Below are 16,244 nucleotides of genomic sequence, written 5' to 3'. Positions count from 1 at the left end.
CGATAGCAGTAGAAATCTGCTGGTTGGGTATGGGATTGAACGTATTTGCAAAAAGTTCATTGTCTCACTTAGTGTACTAAAAGCAGCTTATTCACTCCAATGGCAAAGAATAATCTGCATAGCAGCGTGAGTAAGCTACCCGTAGGGTTTAACGCTCGTAACACGAAGAATTACAAATCAGGGGGCGTCAAATGAGGCTCAAGCAATTCCGGGTTACAAACTTTCGATCTGTCGATGATAGCGGCTGGTTAGAAGCTGAGAGTGTGACGGCGCTAATTGGCGTGAATGAATCGGGAAAAACGAATTTACTACTGCCGCTCTGGAAGCTTAAGCCCGCGCTGGATGGTGAAATTCAACCAACTTCGGACTTTCCGAAGACGAAGTTCGGTGAAATTAGAAAAAATCCTGGGGAATATCGCTTTATCCAAGCCGATTTTCTCTCCGACGAACATGCCTCTACGATTTCAACAAAGGCGGGCATCAGCAAGGCAGATGTGGAGATTGTTCGCGTATCGCGATTTTTTGACGGACGTTATGAATTTGAGTTCCCAAATTATAAAGTTGAGAAAAGCATCGGCGGAAATCAGACCGTCGGTTGGATCGCTGCATGCAATAAAAGCATTTTGGCGGCTCCTGCATTGAAGCAAGAAGCTACAATTCAAAAAGAACTGATTTCCAGATTGAGTTCTCTCGAAGCGGAATATTCTAAAGTTGATGCGTTAGAGGCAGCGGCGATCAAGAAATTGAAGGATGCCATTGATGGCTTGATTCCTAAGGATCCTCCAAAATCAAGTGCCATTGTCCCAATCATTAAGCAGCTCTCTGACACAGTTAATGAGTCTTTGGAGCGCATTTCTTCGCCACCTCCTGGATCTAGAGAAGACGTTCAAAAATTAGTCTTAAGTCTCATCCCATCGTTCGTCTATTACTCTAATTATGGAAATCTAGACTCTGAGATCTATCTTCCCCACGTCGTTCACAATATGGAGCGCGACGACTTAGGCGCGAAAGAAGCCGCCAAAGTTCGAACGCTTCGTGTTTTGTTTAGTTTTGTCGATTTGCAGCCTGAAGAGATTCTTGAGCTTGGTCGAGATTTTAAAGAACCTAATGGACAAAATCGCTCGCCAAGAGACGCAGAAATTGCGGAAATTGCTGAGAAAAAACGTACACGCTCTATCCTTCTGCAATCTGCTGGCGCCACCCTAACAACGAAGTTCCGCGAATGGTGGAAGCAGGGTGACTATAGATTTCGGTTTGAGGCGGACGGCAACCACTTTCGCATCTGGGTTGCCGATGATCGTAGGCCAACTGAAGTTGAGCTAGAGAATCGTAGTACTGGCCTCCAATGGTTCTTGAGCTTCTATTTGGTCTTTCTCGTTGAAAGTGAAGGAGAGCACAAACGTTCAATTCTATTGCTGGATGAGCCAGGCATGTCCCTGCATCCTCTGGCGCAACGAGATTTGTCAGCCTTCTTCGAGAACCTGACTAGAACAAATCAGATTATTTACACATCTCATTCTCCATTTCTTGTGGACGCAGATCGACTTGATCGCGCGAGAAAGGTCTATGTCGCGGCAGATGGCACGACAAAAGCGACATCGAACCTACGGCATAGCGACGGAAAGGGTGAGCAATCCGGTGCGGCGTATGCGGTTCATAGTGCATTGAACATGAGTGTCGCTGAGAGCTTGCTAGTCGGATGCCAGCCAATCCTTGTTGAGGGGGCATCCGATCAACACTATCTGACAGCAATAAAATCGCTGCTCCTTTCCCTGGGAAGAATTAAGCCAAAAAGAGAACTTGTATTCCCACCTTGCGGAGGTGGAAAAACTGCGAAAGTTGTGGCTGCGATATTGACCGGTCGTGACGATATGATGCCAAAAATTCTCTTGGATGACGATGTCCCCGGCAAGAAAGTTGCGGCAAGTCTAACCCAAGGTCTTTATGCAAACTGCCCGGAAAGAATTATTTCCGTCTCAAAGTTTGTTGGATTTGAAGGCGCTGAGATTGAGGATCTATTCCCAGTTAAATTTCTCTCGGATGAAATAGACAGAATAGCAAGAGACTCAGAAAGTCGCCTGTCTGATGAGGTAAAAGACGCGGTTCCGTTTGTCCAACAAGTTGAGAGTTGGGCTCTCAGGCAAAAAGTCGACTTAGGGAAACATTGGAAAGTTGAGCTTGCGATTAGGGCAAAGCAACGCGCTCTCGCTCGTGGTGCTGCTGAATTCCCTGAGGATACACTCGCTAAATGGGTGGCAATGTTTGAGGATTTTCAATGATTCCAGCAGAGCGGTTGTAGCCGCGAACCCAAAGTTCTCTGATGATCGTGCCGCCAACATATGTATCGTGTCGGGCCTATGGAGAGCTGTCGGCGGCGGGGCGCCGCCGCGCCATCCACTTACTTCGCGAAGAGCTGCCCCATATCCTTGAACGCCAGTGCATTGCCGCACGGGTCGAGCGGGAACATCGCCGTTTGCGCGTTCGCCCTCTTCCAGAAAACAAGGGCCCCGGCTTTCGCCGGGCCCCTTTTTTACATGCGCGCGGGTCAGAGATTGCTCATCCCGCCGTCGATGACCAGCTCGCTGCCGGTTGTGAAGCGCGATTCGTTCGACGCGAAATGGACGAACGCGCCGGCGATCTCGCGCGGCTCGCCGAAGCGGCCGGCCGGCGGCTGCGCGAGGATCGCCTTCTGTCTGCCCGAAAGCTGCGTTTCGTCGGGCCGAGCTTGCCGTAGAGCGGTGTGGCGACCGGGCCGGGGCTGACGACGTTGGCGCGGATGCCGCGCCCGATCAATTCGCCCGACACGGTGCGCGCGAGCGAGATCGCGGTCGCGTTAACGCTCGACGGCGTCGAACGTGAAACGGCGGCGATTGGGAAAGCGCCGCCGCACATTGATGCATATCGATGTGGCGGAAAAAATTCTCGCTGCGCTGCGGCGCCGTTGAATCGGCTCGCAAGCAGGCAAGGGTGGCGCCGCACTAAATGAACTTAATCAAGCGGATGGGATCGGCGCGAGCCGACGACAAATCGCTCTCATCTTTCCGACAAGCGTTCGAAAATCCATCGAGCGATTAGTCTGAGAGAAGCAATAGAAAATGGACATCCATAATAATTGGGCCTTAGATAATCGAGAAGACATCGCCCGTACTGGCATTCGGTGATCGGCATGAATAGTCCACCCGGGGATCCAAGGGCCATCGATAGCAGTGGCGGGTCATCGCGCGACGGGCCGCTGGCAATGGGCCGGTTGTTGCGCGCGGTCGTCGAGACGGCGGTCGACGGCGTGATTCTGATCGGCTCGCGTGGCGTGATCCAGATGTTCAATCCGGCATGCGAGAAGCTCTTCGGCTACAAGGCCGAAGAGGTGATCGGCTTGAACGTCAAAGTATTGATGCCCGAGCCGTTTCATAGCGAACATGACGGCTATCTGGGAAACTACCATCGGACAAGCGAACGAAAGATCATCGGTATCGGGCGGGAAGTCGTCGGCAAGCGAAAGGACGGCAGCACCTTCCCCATGGATTTGTCGGTTGGGGAATCGAAGAACGACGGCGAGTCGATTTTTGTCGGCATTATTCACGACGCGACCGAGCGCAAGCGAAACGAGCAAGTCGTGCGTGAGACGGCGGCCCGGCTAAGGGCGGTCGTGGACACCGCCGTCGACGGCGTCATCCTGATCAATTCACGCGGAATTATTCAAATGTTCAATCCGGCGTGCGAAAGGCTTTTCGGCTATCAAGCTGAAGAGGCGATCGGATCGAACGTCAAAATGCTGATGCCCGAACCGTTTCACGGCGAGCATGACGGATACCTGAAGAATTTTCACCAAACCGGGGAACGCAAGATCATCGGCATCGGCCGCGAGGTCACGGGGCGCCGCAAGGATGGCAGCACGTTTCCCATGGATCTTTCGGTCGGCGAGGCGAAGCAAGAAGGCGAGTCGATCTTTGTGGGCATCATTCACGATGTCACCGATCGAAAAAATACGGCCGAACAGCTTGTTCAGGCCCAGAAGATGGAGACCGTGGGACAGCTCTCCGGCGGCATCGCGCATGATTTCAACAATCTTCTCACGGTCATCATAGGGAATTCCGAAATACTCAGCGAGGCGCTCAAAGCGCGGCCCGATCTGAAGCAGCTCTCCGATTCCGTGATCGGAGCGGCCGAGCGCGGCGCCGAGTTAACCCAGCGCTTGCTTGCATTCAGCCGGCGACAGACTTTGCTGCCGAAGTCGCTCAACGCCAATTCTCTCGTCGATAGTATGGGAAAACTTCTGCGCCGTACGCTGCGTGAGGATGTCGAAATTCTCGTGAATTTGGCGTCGGAGTCCCCCAACGCATTCGCGGATGCGGGGCAGTTGGAATCCGCAATTCTCAACCTTTCGCTCAACGCGCAGGATGCGATGTCGCGCGGCGGGCGCCTGACCTTGACGACGGCCGATGCGTCGCTTGACGCCGCCTATCAAGGACTCAATCCGGAAGTCCGGCCGGGCCAATACGTGATGATTTCCGTTACCGACGACGGCGAGGGAATGTCGGAAGAGGTTCGAAAGAAGGCTTTCGAACCGTTCTTCACGACCAAGGACGTCGGGAAGGGCAGCGGCTTGGGGCTTAGCATGGTTTACGGCTTCATCAAGCAGTCGGGGGGCCATGTCACGATTTACAGCGAACCGGGTTTGGGGACGACCGTCCGGCTCTATTTGCCGGCCGCCCCCGCCTCGGAAAGCAATGTGCCCGAGCTGCTCACGGGCACGGAGCCACTCGGTGCCGGGGCGGCCGATGTCATATTGATCGCCGAAGACGATGTCTTCGTGCGGTCTTACGCTGTCACGTGCCTGCAAAGCTTGGGTTATCGCGTGATCACGGCGTCGAACGGTCATGAAGCGCTGGAAAAACTGCGGCAAGGACCAAGGCCTGATTTGCTTTTCTCCGATGTCGTTATGCCGGGCGGTATCAGCGGCTGGGAATTGGTGGAGCGCGCGCGCGAGCTTTATCCAAAGCTTCGTGTCCTTCTGACATCGGGCTACGCGTTGGAGACATTGGTCGAGAGAAATCGCATTCACACGGATGCGGCAATTCTCAACAAACCCTACCGAAAGACCGAGCTCGCGCGCCGAATCAAGGATGCGTTGAATAGCGCGCCATAGCGGGACGGGGTCCGCGCGCCGGCGCGCGGATTTTCAATCGCATCGATTACTCGTAATAGCCGCGCCCGTCGCGGTTTAGGCGTTCGGCCACGTCGGGCCACGGGAGCGGCGCTTGCGCGCGCGCCACGCGCACGCGCGCGAAACGCGCGTCGGCAAGGGCGGGCAATCCTTCGACGGCGGCGCGGGCATGAATGCGCCCGGCGACGAACGCGGCAAGGCTTGCGTCGTCGCGCCAGACCGTCATGGTGCGCACGCGGCCTTCCCAGATTTCGAATCGCACCGCGTAGCCGACCAGGCCGGGATGGTCGCGCAGCGAGCGCAAGACCGCCGAACTGCGCGACCAGAACACGCCCTGCGCGCCGATGTCGGACGAAAGCGTCGCCTCGGTCAGCGCCACGACGACCGGGGCGTCGGCCGGCAGATCGGCCGCTTGGCCCTCGCGAAAGCCGGTCGAGAACGCGCAGCCCGACGACAGCAGCGCGCAGAATGCGGCCGCGAACACACGAAAGCGCGACATGGCGGGGTTCTCCGCTGGGGGATCGTGCGTTGTATACGGACGATCCCCGGCGGCGGATCATATGATCCCTGCCGCCGCGCCACAGGCTTACTTCGCGAAGAGCTGGCCCATATCCTTGAATGCCTTGAACTCCAGCGCGTTGCCGCACGGGTCGAGCAGGAACATCGTCGCCTGCTCGCCGACCTGGCCCTTGAAGCGCACATAGGGCTCGATCACGAATTTCACGCCGAAGCCCTTCAGGCGCGCGGCCAGCGTCTCCCACTGGCCCCATTCCAGCACGATGCCGAAATGCGGCACGGGCACGTCGTGGCCGTCGACCGGGTTCGTGTGCGCGCGTTCCTGCGCCGCCGTCTTCGGGTGTTCGTGAATCACGAGCTGATGGCCGTAGAAATCGAAATCGACCCATTGCTCGCTCGACCTTCCTTCCGCCAGGCCGAAGGTCTCGCCGTAGAAACGGCGCGCTTGGGGCAGGTCGTGGACGGGAATCGCGAGATGGAAGGGGGACAAAGCCATGGAAACGCCGCTCCGGGGGATGGGATAGGCGGCGATCCTAAGCACGGCGACAGACAATAAAAATCAATATATATTTGTCGAACGCATAACGGAAATCGATGAATGATCCGCGAATTGAAGACCCTGGTCGCGGTGGCGCGCGAAGGCACCTTCGCCGCCGCCGGCGCCAAACTGGGCCTGACGCAAGCCGCCGTCAGCGCGCAGATGCGCCGCCTCGCCGACGAATTCGGCGTCGCGCTGTTCGATCGCGCGGGGCGGGCGGCCAAGCTCAACGCGCGCGGCGCGCAAATCCTGCTGCGCGCGCAGGAGCTGATCCGGCTTTACGAAAATCTCGGCGCGGCGTCGCCGGGCGAAGCGGCCCCCGTGCCGGTCACGATCGGCGCCATCGCCACCACGCAGCGCGGGCTGCTGCCCGATGCGCTGGCGAAATTCCATCGTACCCGTCCCGGCGTGCGGGTGCGCGTCGTGCCGGGCGTATCGATGGATCTGCTCGATCAGGTCGATCGCGGCGATCTCGATTTCGCGGTGATGATCCGCCCGCCCTTCGCGCTGCAAAGCGATCTGCGCTGGGCGGAAATGCTGCGCGAGCCCTTCCGCCTGATCGTGCCGCGCCATGTGAAGGGCAACGATTGGGCGGCGATCCTGGCGACGCAGAATTTCGTCCGCTACGACCGCAACTCCTTCGGTGGGCGGCAGGCGGATCGCTTCCTGCGCGCCGCACACATTACGCCGCGTGAGTGCTGCGAACTCGACGAAATCGAATCGCTGGTCGAATTGGTGGCGAAAGGCGTGGGCGTGGCGCTGGTGCCGCAAACCGCGTTGCATCGCCGCTGGCCCAAAGGCGTGCGTGCGATCGATCTGGGCCCGCGGACCTTCCATCGCGAAACCGGCATCGTTCATCGCGCAGGGGCCCCGTCGCGCGAACCCGTCGCCAAGCTGATGGAAATACTGCTGCGAGGCTGATGGCATGCGCCTTGCCAGCCTTTAGGATGTCAGCGTATCGCCGGGAGCCGCCAAATGACCGATCTTCTTGTTACCGCCCGTCTGCTCGTCACGATGGATGCCGCGCATCGCACGATCGAGGACGGTGCGCTTGCCGTCGACAACGGCGCCATCGTCGCTTTGGGTCCGCGCGCGGAAATCGAGCGGCACTTCCCCAACCCGAAGCGGCGCATCGGCGGCGGGAATTTCGTGCTGATGCCGGGCTTCGTCGACGGGCATTCGCATGCGGGTCACGGCCTGGTGCGGACGCTGGGCGGCGACGATTTCCCGGTCTGGCGTCAGGCGTGCCGCGACATCTATATGCTCGGCGCCACGCCCGAATTCTGGGCGGCCGAAGCGCGGCTGTCGTCGATCGAACGCTTGAAGGCGGGTGTGACCACGGCCGTCGCGTATCTGGGCGGCGGGGACGAGAACAACCGCTCCGACGGCGTCGATGTGCCGACCGCTTATACGGCGGCGTACGGCGAGGCTGGCGGGCGGTTGATTTTGGGCATCGGGCCCACGCGCCCGCCTTATCCCAAAACCTATGCGCGCTACGTGAACGGCGTGCGCGAAGAATTCCAAGTCGATTTCGAAACGCAGCACGAGACGTGCCGGCGCTTGCTGCGCGAGTTGCCGTCGTCGCGCATCGGCGTGGCGCTGACCACCCCGACGGTCAATCCCGAAATCCATCGCGGCCCTCACTTCGCCGAACTCTGCGATGTCGCGCGGCGGATGAAGCGTCTGGCGAAGGATCACGACGCCGTGCTGATGATGGACGGCCAGCGCGGCGGCACGGTGGAATTCGCCGTGCGCGAACTCGGCATCGTCGATGCGCGCACGCTGCTGTCGCATGCGCTGGACATCACGCCGGCGGAAGTGCGCCTCGTCGCCGAGACGGGCGCGACGGTCGCCAATAATCCGTTGTCGGGCAGTGCCGTTTGGGGCCGCTGCCCGGTGCCCGACATTCTGGAAGCGGGCGGGCGCGTCATCATGTGTTCGGACGGGCTCGCACCCGATTGCGGGGCGGATATGTTCCGCGTGATGCGCATGGGCGGGCAGTATCATCGCGCGATGCGCCGCGATCCGCATGTGCTGCCGCCCGGCCGCCTATTGCATATGACGACCAGCGATCCGGCCGCGTTTTTCGGCCTTGCCGATCGCGGCACGCTGGAAATCGGCAAGCGCGCCGATTTCATTCTGGTCGACATGGACAAGCCGCATTTGGCGCCCGCGACGATGCCGCTATTCCAGCTGCATTACGCGGCGACGGGGCAGGATGTCGATACGGTCGTCGTCGATGGCGAGATCGTGATGGAAGGCCGCAAGCTGACGCGCGTCGACGAGAAGGCAATCGTCGCGGCGGCGAAACGCGAAGCGCAAGCGATGCTCGATCGCACGGGGCTTCGCGCCTTGACCGAAACGCCGGAAAGCTTCTGGGAAGATCGCTACGACCGCGCGGCCTATTTGGGCCCGCATCAGGCGCCGATCGCGGCGGCGGCGAAAGCGTGATTCTCTATTTCGCCTACGGGTCCAACATGGACCCCGCGCGGTTGTTCGAAGCCCGCATGGCGGAGAAGGGCATTCGCTGGGGCAGCCGTATCGCCGCACGGCTCGACGGCTGGCGCTTGGCGTTCGACAAGCCCTGGGCGAAATACGACGGCGCGGGTGTCGCGAATATCCGCCCGGATCGTAAGGGTATCGTACACGGCACGTTGAACGAGCTGGGCGAAGGCGGGCTCGAGGTGCTCGATATCCATGAAGGCGTTGCGGATATGCATTACGCGCGCCGTACCGTTACCGTGATCGCGGCACAAGGTCCGGTCGAAGCAATCACTTACGTGGCGCTCGCCCCGCCTGTCGCGGGACTGAAACCGCATTCCAGCTATCTCGCGCATTTGCTCGCCGGGCGCGACCTATTGCCGCCATCGTATTTCGCCGCCCTCGAATCCATATCCGTCGCCGATGCGCAACGTTAGGATGGCGGCATGGAAAATCTCGAAACGCTGATCAGCGACGAATCGATCAAGACGCTGGTCGAAAATTTTTACGGCAAAGCGCGCCGGGACGAATTGCTCGGCCCCGTGTTCGACGCGGCGGTCGAGGATTGGCCGGCGCATTTCGACAAGCTGGGCGAGTTCTGGCGCGGCGTGATGTTCGGCAACAGCCGCTACAAGGGCGGCATGATGTTCGCGCATTTCCAGCTGCGCGACAAACTCACGCCCGCGCATCTCGAACGCTGGCTGAAATTGTGGTGGGAAGCGACCGAAGCGACGATGGCGCCGCAAGCGGCCGCCGCATTCCGCTTCAAGGCCGCGCGCATCGCGGAAAGCATGAGCCTCGCGTTGTTCCGCGATCCCGTCACCGGCTTGCGCCCCCTGATCCCCGTCTCCACCCCCATAGGAGAAACCCGATGACCGCCGTCGCCTCCGCCATCGATCCCGCGCGCCATCATCCCGTGCGCGGCTTTTCGGATCGCTTCGCGCTTGCCGTCACCAAGTTGCTGCGCTTTTGCGCCGACACGTTCTTCGCCAAGCGCTACGGCCATCGCGCGATCGTGCTGGAAACGGTCGCCGCCGTGCCCGGCATGGTCGGCGCGACGCTTACCCATCTGCGCTGTCTGCGTCGGATGGAGGACGACAAGGGCTGGATCCGCATCCTGATGGAGGAGGCGGAGAACGAGCGTATGCATCTGATGACCTTCATCGCGATTGCCAAGCCGACCTTCTTCGAGCGTCTGGTCGTCATCCTGGTGCAATGGGTGTTCTATCTCGGCTTCTCGGCGCTTTATCTGATCCATCCGAAGACCGCGCATCGCCTGGTCGGCTATTTCGAGGAGGAGGCCGTGACCTCCTACACCCATTATCTGCGCGAGATCGACGAAGGCCGGTCCGCGAACGTGCCGGCTCCCGAGATCGCCAAGCGTTATTGGAAGATGGCCGATGATGCGACCTTGCGCGACGTGGTGCTGATCGTGCGCGCCGACGAAGCGCATCATCGCGACGTCAATCACGGATTCGCGGCGGAGTTGGGCGGGCAAAGCGTCGATCCGAATGACCATTCGCCGTATCCGGAACGTGCCGAACTGCGCTGAGCCTCAGCCGAAATTCCCGATCCGGGGGACGCGCAACACGTCGTGCCCCGGATTCAACGCCAGTGCCGTCGCGCGGGCGTGGATCGCGTCGATATAGGGCCGCAAGATTGCGGCACCTTCGGCCATTTTCGGCAGGGCTTCGACGCGGAAGCGTTCGGCTTCCGCCGCGATTTCGGCGCGGATCGCGGTCTCGTCGATCTTGGTCATGCGCCGGTCGCGCATGACGAATTCGCCGTCGATCAGCACGTCGCGCACCGCTTCGGAATTGACCGAGAAGCACAGCTGCCGGATCGGATCGTGCAGCGGCTGGAAGCCGAGATGATCCGCGTCGAGCAGCGCGATATCGGCGCGCATACCGGGCGCGAGACGCCCGATATCGCCGATGCGGCAGGATTTGGCACCGCTCTCGGTCGACATTTCGAAGGATTCCTTCGCGCCGAGCCAGGTCGACGTATCGAAGCTTTCGATCTTGTGCAGCATGGCGGCGAGGCGCAACGCCTCCACCTGATCGGCGGTGTCGCTGGTCGCCATGCCGTCGGTCGCGACCGCGACATTGACGCCCGCGAGGCGCAAGGCACGCACCGGGCACACACCGCTGCCGAGTTTGAGATTGCTCAGCGGATTATGCGTGACCGAGCAGCCGGCGGCCCCCATGCGCGCGATATCGTCCGCGGTCAGCCAGATCGCATGGTTCATCGTCAGGCGTTCGGTCAGCAAGCCCAGATCGGCCAAATGCCGGACCAGCGTCTTACCGAACAGCACTTGGCCGGTGATCGCCTGGGTCTTGGTTTCCAGCACATGCATATGCATCGCGAGATCGCGTTCGGCCGCGATGCGGTTCAACGTTTGCAGCAATTCGGGGCTGCAACGCTGCGGCGCGCAAGGCCCTAAGGCAAGGCCAAGCCGCCCGTCGTCGTGCCCGTGCCATCTCGCGTAATGCCGTTCGAACAGGGCGAGCAGCGCTTCGTCGCTCGACAGCGGCGATGCGGCAATGCGCGCGCGCAGTTCCGCCGGCACGATTTCGTCGTAGAACGGGATGCCGTATTCCATCGGCGCGTTCCACATGCTGACCGTCACGCGCGCGCGAAGGCCGATATCGCGATAGGCGGCGATCGTGCCGTCCAAGCCTTCGGGCGTGGCCGAGGGATGGATCAGATCGTCCTGCAACGTGGTGACGCCGGAGCGGATCGATTCCAGCGCGCAGAGCATGCCGCGCAAGTAATGCGCGCGCTCGGACAATTCGGGAAAGCCGAAGGGCGGATACGACATGGTCAGCCACGGCTCCAGCGGCAGATTGTCGTAAGCGCCCTGTTCGAAGGCTTCGTTGGAATGCATATGCGCGTTGACGAAGCCGGGGATCGCGATCAGCCGCGTGCCGTCGATGATCTCCGCATCCGCCGATACGGAAAGGTTCTTGCTGATCGCCGCGATCCGGCCCTCGCGCACCAGAATATCGCCGCCGCGCAACGGCGCGGTATGCGCATCGGGAACGACGACGGCGTTGCGGATCAGGATTGGACGGATCATTCGAGCGGCACCTTGTGCGTAGCCAAATACGCCAGGTATTGAGGCAAATTACATGCCGGGCTGAGTTTTGCGCCCTTGAACCCCGAAAGCGTCGCGGGATAGAAACACCGGGCCATGAACCCGATTTTCGCCGGATTGCCGACCACGATTTTCGAGGAGATGTCCGCCCTCGCGCGCGCGCATGACGCGGTCAATCTCGGCCAGGGATTCCCCGACGATCCGGGCCCCGAGGACGTGCGCCGCAAAGCCGCCGAGGCGGTGATCGACGGCTGGAACCAGTATCCGCCGATGCCCGGTATGCCTGAGCTGCGCCAAGCGGTCGCGGCGCATTACAAGGCGCATCAGGGCCTCGACATCGATCCGCTGGCCGAAGTGATGGTGACGTCGGGGGCGACCGAAGCGATCGCAGGCGCCTTGATGGCGTTGATTACGCCGGGCGACGAGGTCGTGCTGTTCGAACCGTATTACGACGCCTACCTGCCGCTAGTGTTGCGCGCGGGCGGGGTGCCGAAATTCGTCAAGCTCGCCCCGCCCGAATGGCGCTTCACCGCCGCCGATCTCGCCGCCGCGATCGGGCCGAAAACGCGTGTCGTGCTGTTCAACAATCCATTGAACCCGTCGGCGACCGTCTACGGCACGGCGGAATTGGAACTGATCGCCAAGGCGATCGAGGGCACCAACGCGATCGTCGTGGCCGACGAGGTGTGGGAGCATGTCGTCTTCGACGGCCGCAAACATACGTCCGTGCTTGCGATCCCGGGCTTGCGTAACCGCAGCGTCAAGATCGGCTCGGCCGGGAAAATCTTCTCGCTGACCGGCTGGAAAGTCGGGTTCAGCGTCGCGGCGCCCGACATTTTGAAGGTGCTGATGAAGGCGCATCAATTCCTGACCTTCACCACGCCGCCCAATCTGCAATCGGCCGTCGCCTATGGCCTGGGGAAGGACGCCGCGCATTTCGACGCGATGCGTGCCGATCTTCAGGCCAGTCGCGACCATCTGGCGAGGGGTTTGGCGGGGGCGGGGTTCAAGACGCTCGCGTGCGAAGGCACCTATTTCATCAATGTCGATTTGGCGCCGCTGGGCCTGACGGACGATCAGGAATTCTGCCGCCGCTTGGTGAAGGAAGCGCGCGTCGCGGCGATTCCGGTCTCGGCCTTCTACGCCGATGGCGGCATGCGTTCGGCGATCCGCTTCTGCTTCGCCAAGAAATACGAAACGCTTGACGCCGCCGTGGAACGCCTCGCGGCCTGGGCGCCCAAACTCGCGGTGTAATCGCTTGCAAGCGCGCGGCGGTTGCGGGACAAATCTTCCGCGAACCAAATAAAGACAAGAGGAAACCTCCATGGCCGTGAAAGTCGCGATCGTCACCGGTGCTTCCAGCGGAATCGGCAAAGCCAGCGCTATCGCGCTCGCCAAAGCGGGCTACAAGGTCGGGTTGCTCGCGCGCCGCGCCGACAAGCTCGAAGCCGCGGTCGCCGAAATCAAGGCGGCGGGCGGCGAGGCCATCGCTTTGGCCGCCGATGTCGGCAATCCCGCCCAGGTCGAAGCCGCGTTCGGTGCGGTGAAAGCGAAATGGGGCCGTCTGGATTTCCTGTTCAACAATGCCGGCACGGGCGCCCCCGCCATTCCGATGGAAGATCTGACGTTCGAACAATGGAAGACCGTGGTCGACGCGAATTTGACCGGCTCGTTCCTGTGCGCCCAATCGGCGATCCGCATCATGAAGGCGCAAGACCCGCGCGGCGGGCGCATCGTCAATAACGGTTCGATCTCCGCCTACGCGCCGCGCCCCCATTCGGCCCCTTATACGGCGACGAAACACGCGATCTCGGGCCTCACGCGGTCGATCGCGCTCGACGGGCGGCGCTACGACATCGCTTGCGGTCAGATCGATATCGGCAACGCGGCGACGGAAATGACCACGCGCATGGTCGAAGGGCCGGGCGTGCCGCAAGCCAACGGCACGATGATGCACGAGCCGCGCATGGACGTAAGCAACGTCGCCAACTCGATCGTGCATATGGCCTCGCTGCCGCTCGACGCGAATATCCTGTTCATGAACGTCATGGCCACGAAGATGCCCTTCGTGGGCCGCGGCTAAGCGCGATGAAACGGGCGGCGCTGCGGATCGTCGTTCCGCTCGCCGCCCTTTTTCTGGCGGCTTGCGCGAACGCGCCGTCCTGCCCGCCGGGCCTTTCGTCGGGCTCGGCGATCGATCTCTATTTCGGGCGCGGCGTTCCGGGCGGGCGCGAAGTAACCGACGCGCAATGGCGCGAGTTCGTCGATCAGGTTCTAATCCGCGAATTCCCGGATGGCTCGACCACCTTCGACGCCAGCGGGACGTGGTTCTCGACGCGCCAGAGCCGTACGATTTCGGAACGCAGCGCTATGGTCAGCGTGATCGTGCCCGATGCGCGCCAAGCCGCCCCGAAAGTCGAGCGCGTCATCGCCGACTATAAGCGGCGCTTCGCGCAAGACTCGGTGTTGCGCGCCGAACGCGCGGTCTGTTTCGCGTTCTAGCTGCCCACGTTTATGGACGCTGCGAAGCGCAGCTTTGCGCTGCATGAGTGAAAATGGATCGTCACAAAAGATTAGAGGGGTGTAATTTCCGGTAAAGCAAGATACGTCATATGCCCGCCCGAATGGACCGGGTGCGCTTCTAAGGGATGGTCGGGGCCTCGAAGGCCTCTCCCCGGCCATGGATCGAAAAATCCAACGTTGAGCACAAATGGTCCCATCGGGGTCTGCGTGTATGTCATGGCCGTCAACACCATTGCATGAGATCTATTGCAAAACAGCAATGGACGTTCACTTCGAAGTGCGCTGATGATTCGGCGATTGTCGAGCGTCGATGCGCCGGAATATGCGTCGAATATTCCTCTGATACGACAGCGAAATGATTTCCCACTTTCGTCGTTCCAGTCCCGCGAGAGAAGACGAGAGATCGTTGTCGTATCGAAAGCGGGCAAGTTAACGAGCTGGCCGTAGACTGTTTGTACGATTGTCGCCTGGCTGACTTCGAACCCATATAAATCGAAGATATTCGAAACCGAAGCCGCCCAGCACCATTGGGATGCAAATTGAGGGTCTTCCGCTTCTGCGAGCTTGCCCAAATCGATTCCGACATCGCAGATAGTTGTCGGTCCAATGCCTTGTACGAACTGCGGATAGCAGTTTTCATAAGCTTTTGCGCTGGTCGCGATCGCAATGCTAGGCAACGAGGCGATCAACGCGCGACGGGACAAAGCCATGTTTGCGCCTCTTATAAATAATTTATTTTATAGATAGTATCCCGTCTTGACCTAGTAGTCTAGGCGGTGCACGAAAATAAGAACTTCTATTTATTGAGTCGACCGACGGCGCAGTTTTGCGCCGCATCGGCGGCATTGCGGGCTTGCGGGAAAATCTCGGTCGGCTTGCCGATCCCGGCGACGAACAACTCGTTTACCCGCGACGTATCGCGTGGAAGCTGGATGCGCTCGATCGTGCCGACGACGCGGTTGCTTGCGTCGACTCGCGCTTCCAAACCCCACCAGCCATTGATCGTGTCGCCCGGCACGCCATAGCGCCGGTCGGTGATCCGCACGATCTTGCCGCCATCCGTTTGCGGTTCGACGCTCGGCCAGAGCATGCCGTCCGAAAACCACGCGAGGATTTTGCCTTCGCGTGTTGCGAGCACCGGCGCGATCGCGGGATCGTCGATCCGCTTGAAGCACGCCCAGGCGATGGCGCCTTTCTGCAAGGGCGAGGCGAATCCCACGCGCGCCCCGTCGGGATCGTCGACCACGATGCGCCGCAGCCAAGGCTGGAAGATCGTGGTGTAGACGCGCAGATCGGCGGCGACGACGTTCTCGGCGCGCAATTGGTTGCGCGCCATCGTTTCGACGGCTTTGTTCTGCGCGAGCCCGTAGAACAGATAGACGGTGCTGAGGGCCAAGCCCGCAAGGATCAGCACGCGCGCCGCGACCGCGCGCGGTGCGATCAACGCCGCGATCATGCCGATCAGCAATGGCACGGTGTAACCGGGATCGATGATGCCGAGACCCGAGACGAAGAACCGCGTGTCGCTGAAGGGGGCGAGCAACTGCGTGCCGTAGATCGTGAACCAGTCGAGCAGGGGATGCGTGCCGATGCCCAGCGTGAACAAGCCGATCCAGGCCCAGATCGCGTCTTCCTCGCCCGCCGGGGTGAAGGGCTTGTTCTGGCGGCACCAGCGCCACGCGGCCCAGCCCAAGGCGGGCCCGGCAAAGGCGGCGAACAGGAAGGAATGGCTGACGCCGCGATGGCGGACCCAGGATTGGAACTCGTCGGCGACGGGAAAGAAACTGTCCAGATCGGGGATCGTGCCGGCCAGGGCGCCGGCGGCGATCGCCACACGGCCCAGGCGCTTGCCCGCGACCGCATAACCGACCGAGGCGCCGAGAACGAGTTGGGAGAGGGAATCCAATGGGGGGACTTTCGTTGCC

General features: G+C 60.7%; 15 protein-coding genes and 2 pseudogenes. 10 read left to right on the top strand and 7 right to left on the bottom strand.

Annotated elements, in window-relative coordinates:
* The first annotated feature begins 191 nt into the window (after positions 1 to 191).
* Positions 192 to 2,279: an AAA family ATPase gene (locus tag J0H39_16515; GenBank protein MBN9498358.1), complete on the top strand. Its 2,088-nt coding sequence runs from the start codon at positions 192 to 194 to the stop codon at positions 2,277 to 2,279.
* A 119-nt stretch (positions 2,280 to 2,398) separates the two neighbouring features.
* On the opposite strand, the pseudogene J0H39_16510 reads toward J0H39_16515, so the two are convergent.
* Positions 2,399 to 2,467, bottom strand: a pseudogene (locus J0H39_16510) (glyoxalase).
* Between the two features lie 78 nt (positions 2,468 to 2,545).
* Positions 2,546 to 2,892, bottom strand: a pseudogene (locus J0H39_16505) (SDR family oxidoreductase).
* A gap of 346 nt (positions 2,893 to 3,238) precedes the next feature.
* Between J0H39_16505 and J0H39_16500 the strand changes: the two are divergent.
* Positions 3,239 to 5,146: a PAS domain S-box protein gene (locus J0H39_16500; GenBank protein ID MBN9498357.1), complete on the top strand. Its 1,908-nt coding sequence runs from the start codon at positions 3,239 to 3,241 to the stop codon at positions 5,144 to 5,146.
* A 46-nt stretch (positions 5,147 to 5,192) separates the two neighbouring features.
* On the opposite strand, the gene J0H39_16495 is transcribed toward J0H39_16500, so the two are convergent.
* A complete protein-coding gene (locus J0H39_16495) occupies positions 5,193 to 5,663 on the bottom strand; it encodes a hypothetical protein (GenBank protein ID MBN9498356.1) in 471 nt (156 codons plus the stop codon).
* 87 nt (positions 5,664 to 5,750) lie between these two features.
* Entirely contained in the window at positions 5,751 to 6,176 is a 426-nt protein-coding gene (locus J0H39_16490; protein MBN9498355.1) for a VOC family protein, read from the bottom strand.
* A gap of 102 nt (positions 6,177 to 6,278) precedes the next feature.
* Between J0H39_16490 and J0H39_16485 the strand changes: the two genes are divergently transcribed.
* Genes J0H39_16485 through J0H39_16465 form a run of 5 tightly spaced genes read left to right on the top strand, consistent with a single transcriptional unit; the run spans position 6,279 to position 10,251 of the window.
* Positions 6,279 to 7,139 (top strand): LysR family transcriptional regulator, encoded by an 861-nt coding sequence (locus J0H39_16485; GenBank protein ID MBN9498354.1) that lies wholly within the window; start codon positions 6,279 to 6,281, stop codon positions 7,137 to 7,139.
* 54 nt (positions 7,140 to 7,193) lie between these two features.
* Positions 7,194 to 8,669 carry an amidohydrolase family protein gene (locus tag J0H39_16480; protein ID MBN9498353.1) on the top strand — a complete coding sequence of 492 codons (1,476 nt, stop codon included), beginning with the start codon at positions 7,194 to 7,196 and terminating at the stop codon, positions 8,667 to 8,669.
* The gene (locus J0H39_16475) at positions 8,666 to 9,136 is read left to right on the top strand and encodes a gamma-glutamylcyclotransferase (GenBank protein ID MBN9498352.1); all 471 of its coding nucleotides are present in this window, start codon (positions 8,666 to 8,668) and stop codon (positions 9,134 to 9,136) included. The genes J0H39_16480 and J0H39_16475 overlap by 4 nt, the downstream gene beginning before the upstream one ends.
* 9 nt (positions 9,137 to 9,145) lie before the next feature.
* Positions 9,146 to 9,574 (top strand): group III truncated hemoglobin, encoded by a 429-nt coding sequence (locus J0H39_16470; protein ID MBN9498351.1) that lies wholly within the window; start codon positions 9,146 to 9,148, stop codon positions 9,572 to 9,574.
* Positions 9,571 to 10,251: an alternative oxidase gene (locus J0H39_16465; protein ID MBN9498350.1), complete on the top strand. Its 681-nt coding sequence runs from the start codon at positions 9,571 to 9,573 to the stop codon at positions 10,249 to 10,251. The genes J0H39_16470 and J0H39_16465 overlap by 4 nt, the downstream gene beginning before the upstream one ends.
* A gap of 3 nt (positions 10,252 to 10,254) precedes the next feature.
* Here J0H39_16465 and J0H39_16460 read toward each other — a convergent pair whose 3' ends face one another.
* A complete protein-coding gene (locus tag J0H39_16460; GenBank protein MBN9498349.1) occupies positions 10,255 to 11,778 on the bottom strand; it encodes an amidohydrolase in 1,524 nt (507 codons plus the stop codon).
* Between the two features lie 114 nt (positions 11,779 to 11,892).
* Between J0H39_16460 and J0H39_16455 the strand changes: the two genes are divergently transcribed.
* The 3 genes from J0H39_16455 (at position 11,893) to J0H39_16445 (ending at position 14,298) form a co-directional block, all read left to right on the top strand.
* Positions 11,893 to 13,050, top strand: coding sequence for an aminotransferase (locus J0H39_16455; protein MBN9498348.1), 1,158 nt, complete (start codon positions 11,893 to 11,895; stop codon positions 13,048 to 13,050).
* Positions 13,051 to 13,120: 70 nt separating this feature from the next.
* Positions 13,121 to 13,879 carry an SDR family oxidoreductase gene (locus tag J0H39_16450; GenBank protein MBN9498347.1) on the top strand — a complete coding sequence of 253 codons (759 nt, stop codon included), beginning with the start codon at positions 13,121 to 13,123 and terminating at the stop codon, positions 13,877 to 13,879.
* Positions 13,880 to 13,884: 5 nt separating this feature from the next.
* Positions 13,885 to 14,298 (top strand): DUF3574 domain-containing protein, encoded by a 414-nt coding sequence (locus J0H39_16445; GenBank protein MBN9498346.1) that lies wholly within the window; start codon positions 13,885 to 13,887, stop codon positions 14,296 to 14,298.
* Between the two features lie 71 nt (positions 14,299 to 14,369).
* On the opposite strand, the gene J0H39_16440 is transcribed toward J0H39_16445, so the two are convergent.
* Entirely contained in the window at positions 14,370 to 15,029 is a 660-nt protein-coding gene (locus J0H39_16440; GenBank protein MBN9498345.1) for a hypothetical protein, read from the bottom strand.
* Positions 15,030 to 15,115: 86 nt separating this feature from the next.
* The gene (locus J0H39_16435) at positions 15,116 to 16,225 is read right to left on the bottom strand and encodes a metal-dependent hydrolase (protein ID MBN9498344.1); all 1,110 of its coding nucleotides are present in this window, start codon (positions 16,223 to 16,225) and stop codon (positions 15,116 to 15,118) included.
* Positions 16,226 to 16,244: the final 19 nt, after the last annotated feature.

This window comes from Alphaproteobacteria bacterium, assembly GCA_017308135.1.
GTDB lineage: Bacteria > Pseudomonadota > Alphaproteobacteria > CACIAM-22H2 > CACIAM-22H2 > Tagaea.
The sequence above is the reverse complement of the archived record's forward strand: the minus strand, read 5'-3'. Positions and strand labels throughout refer to the sequence as shown.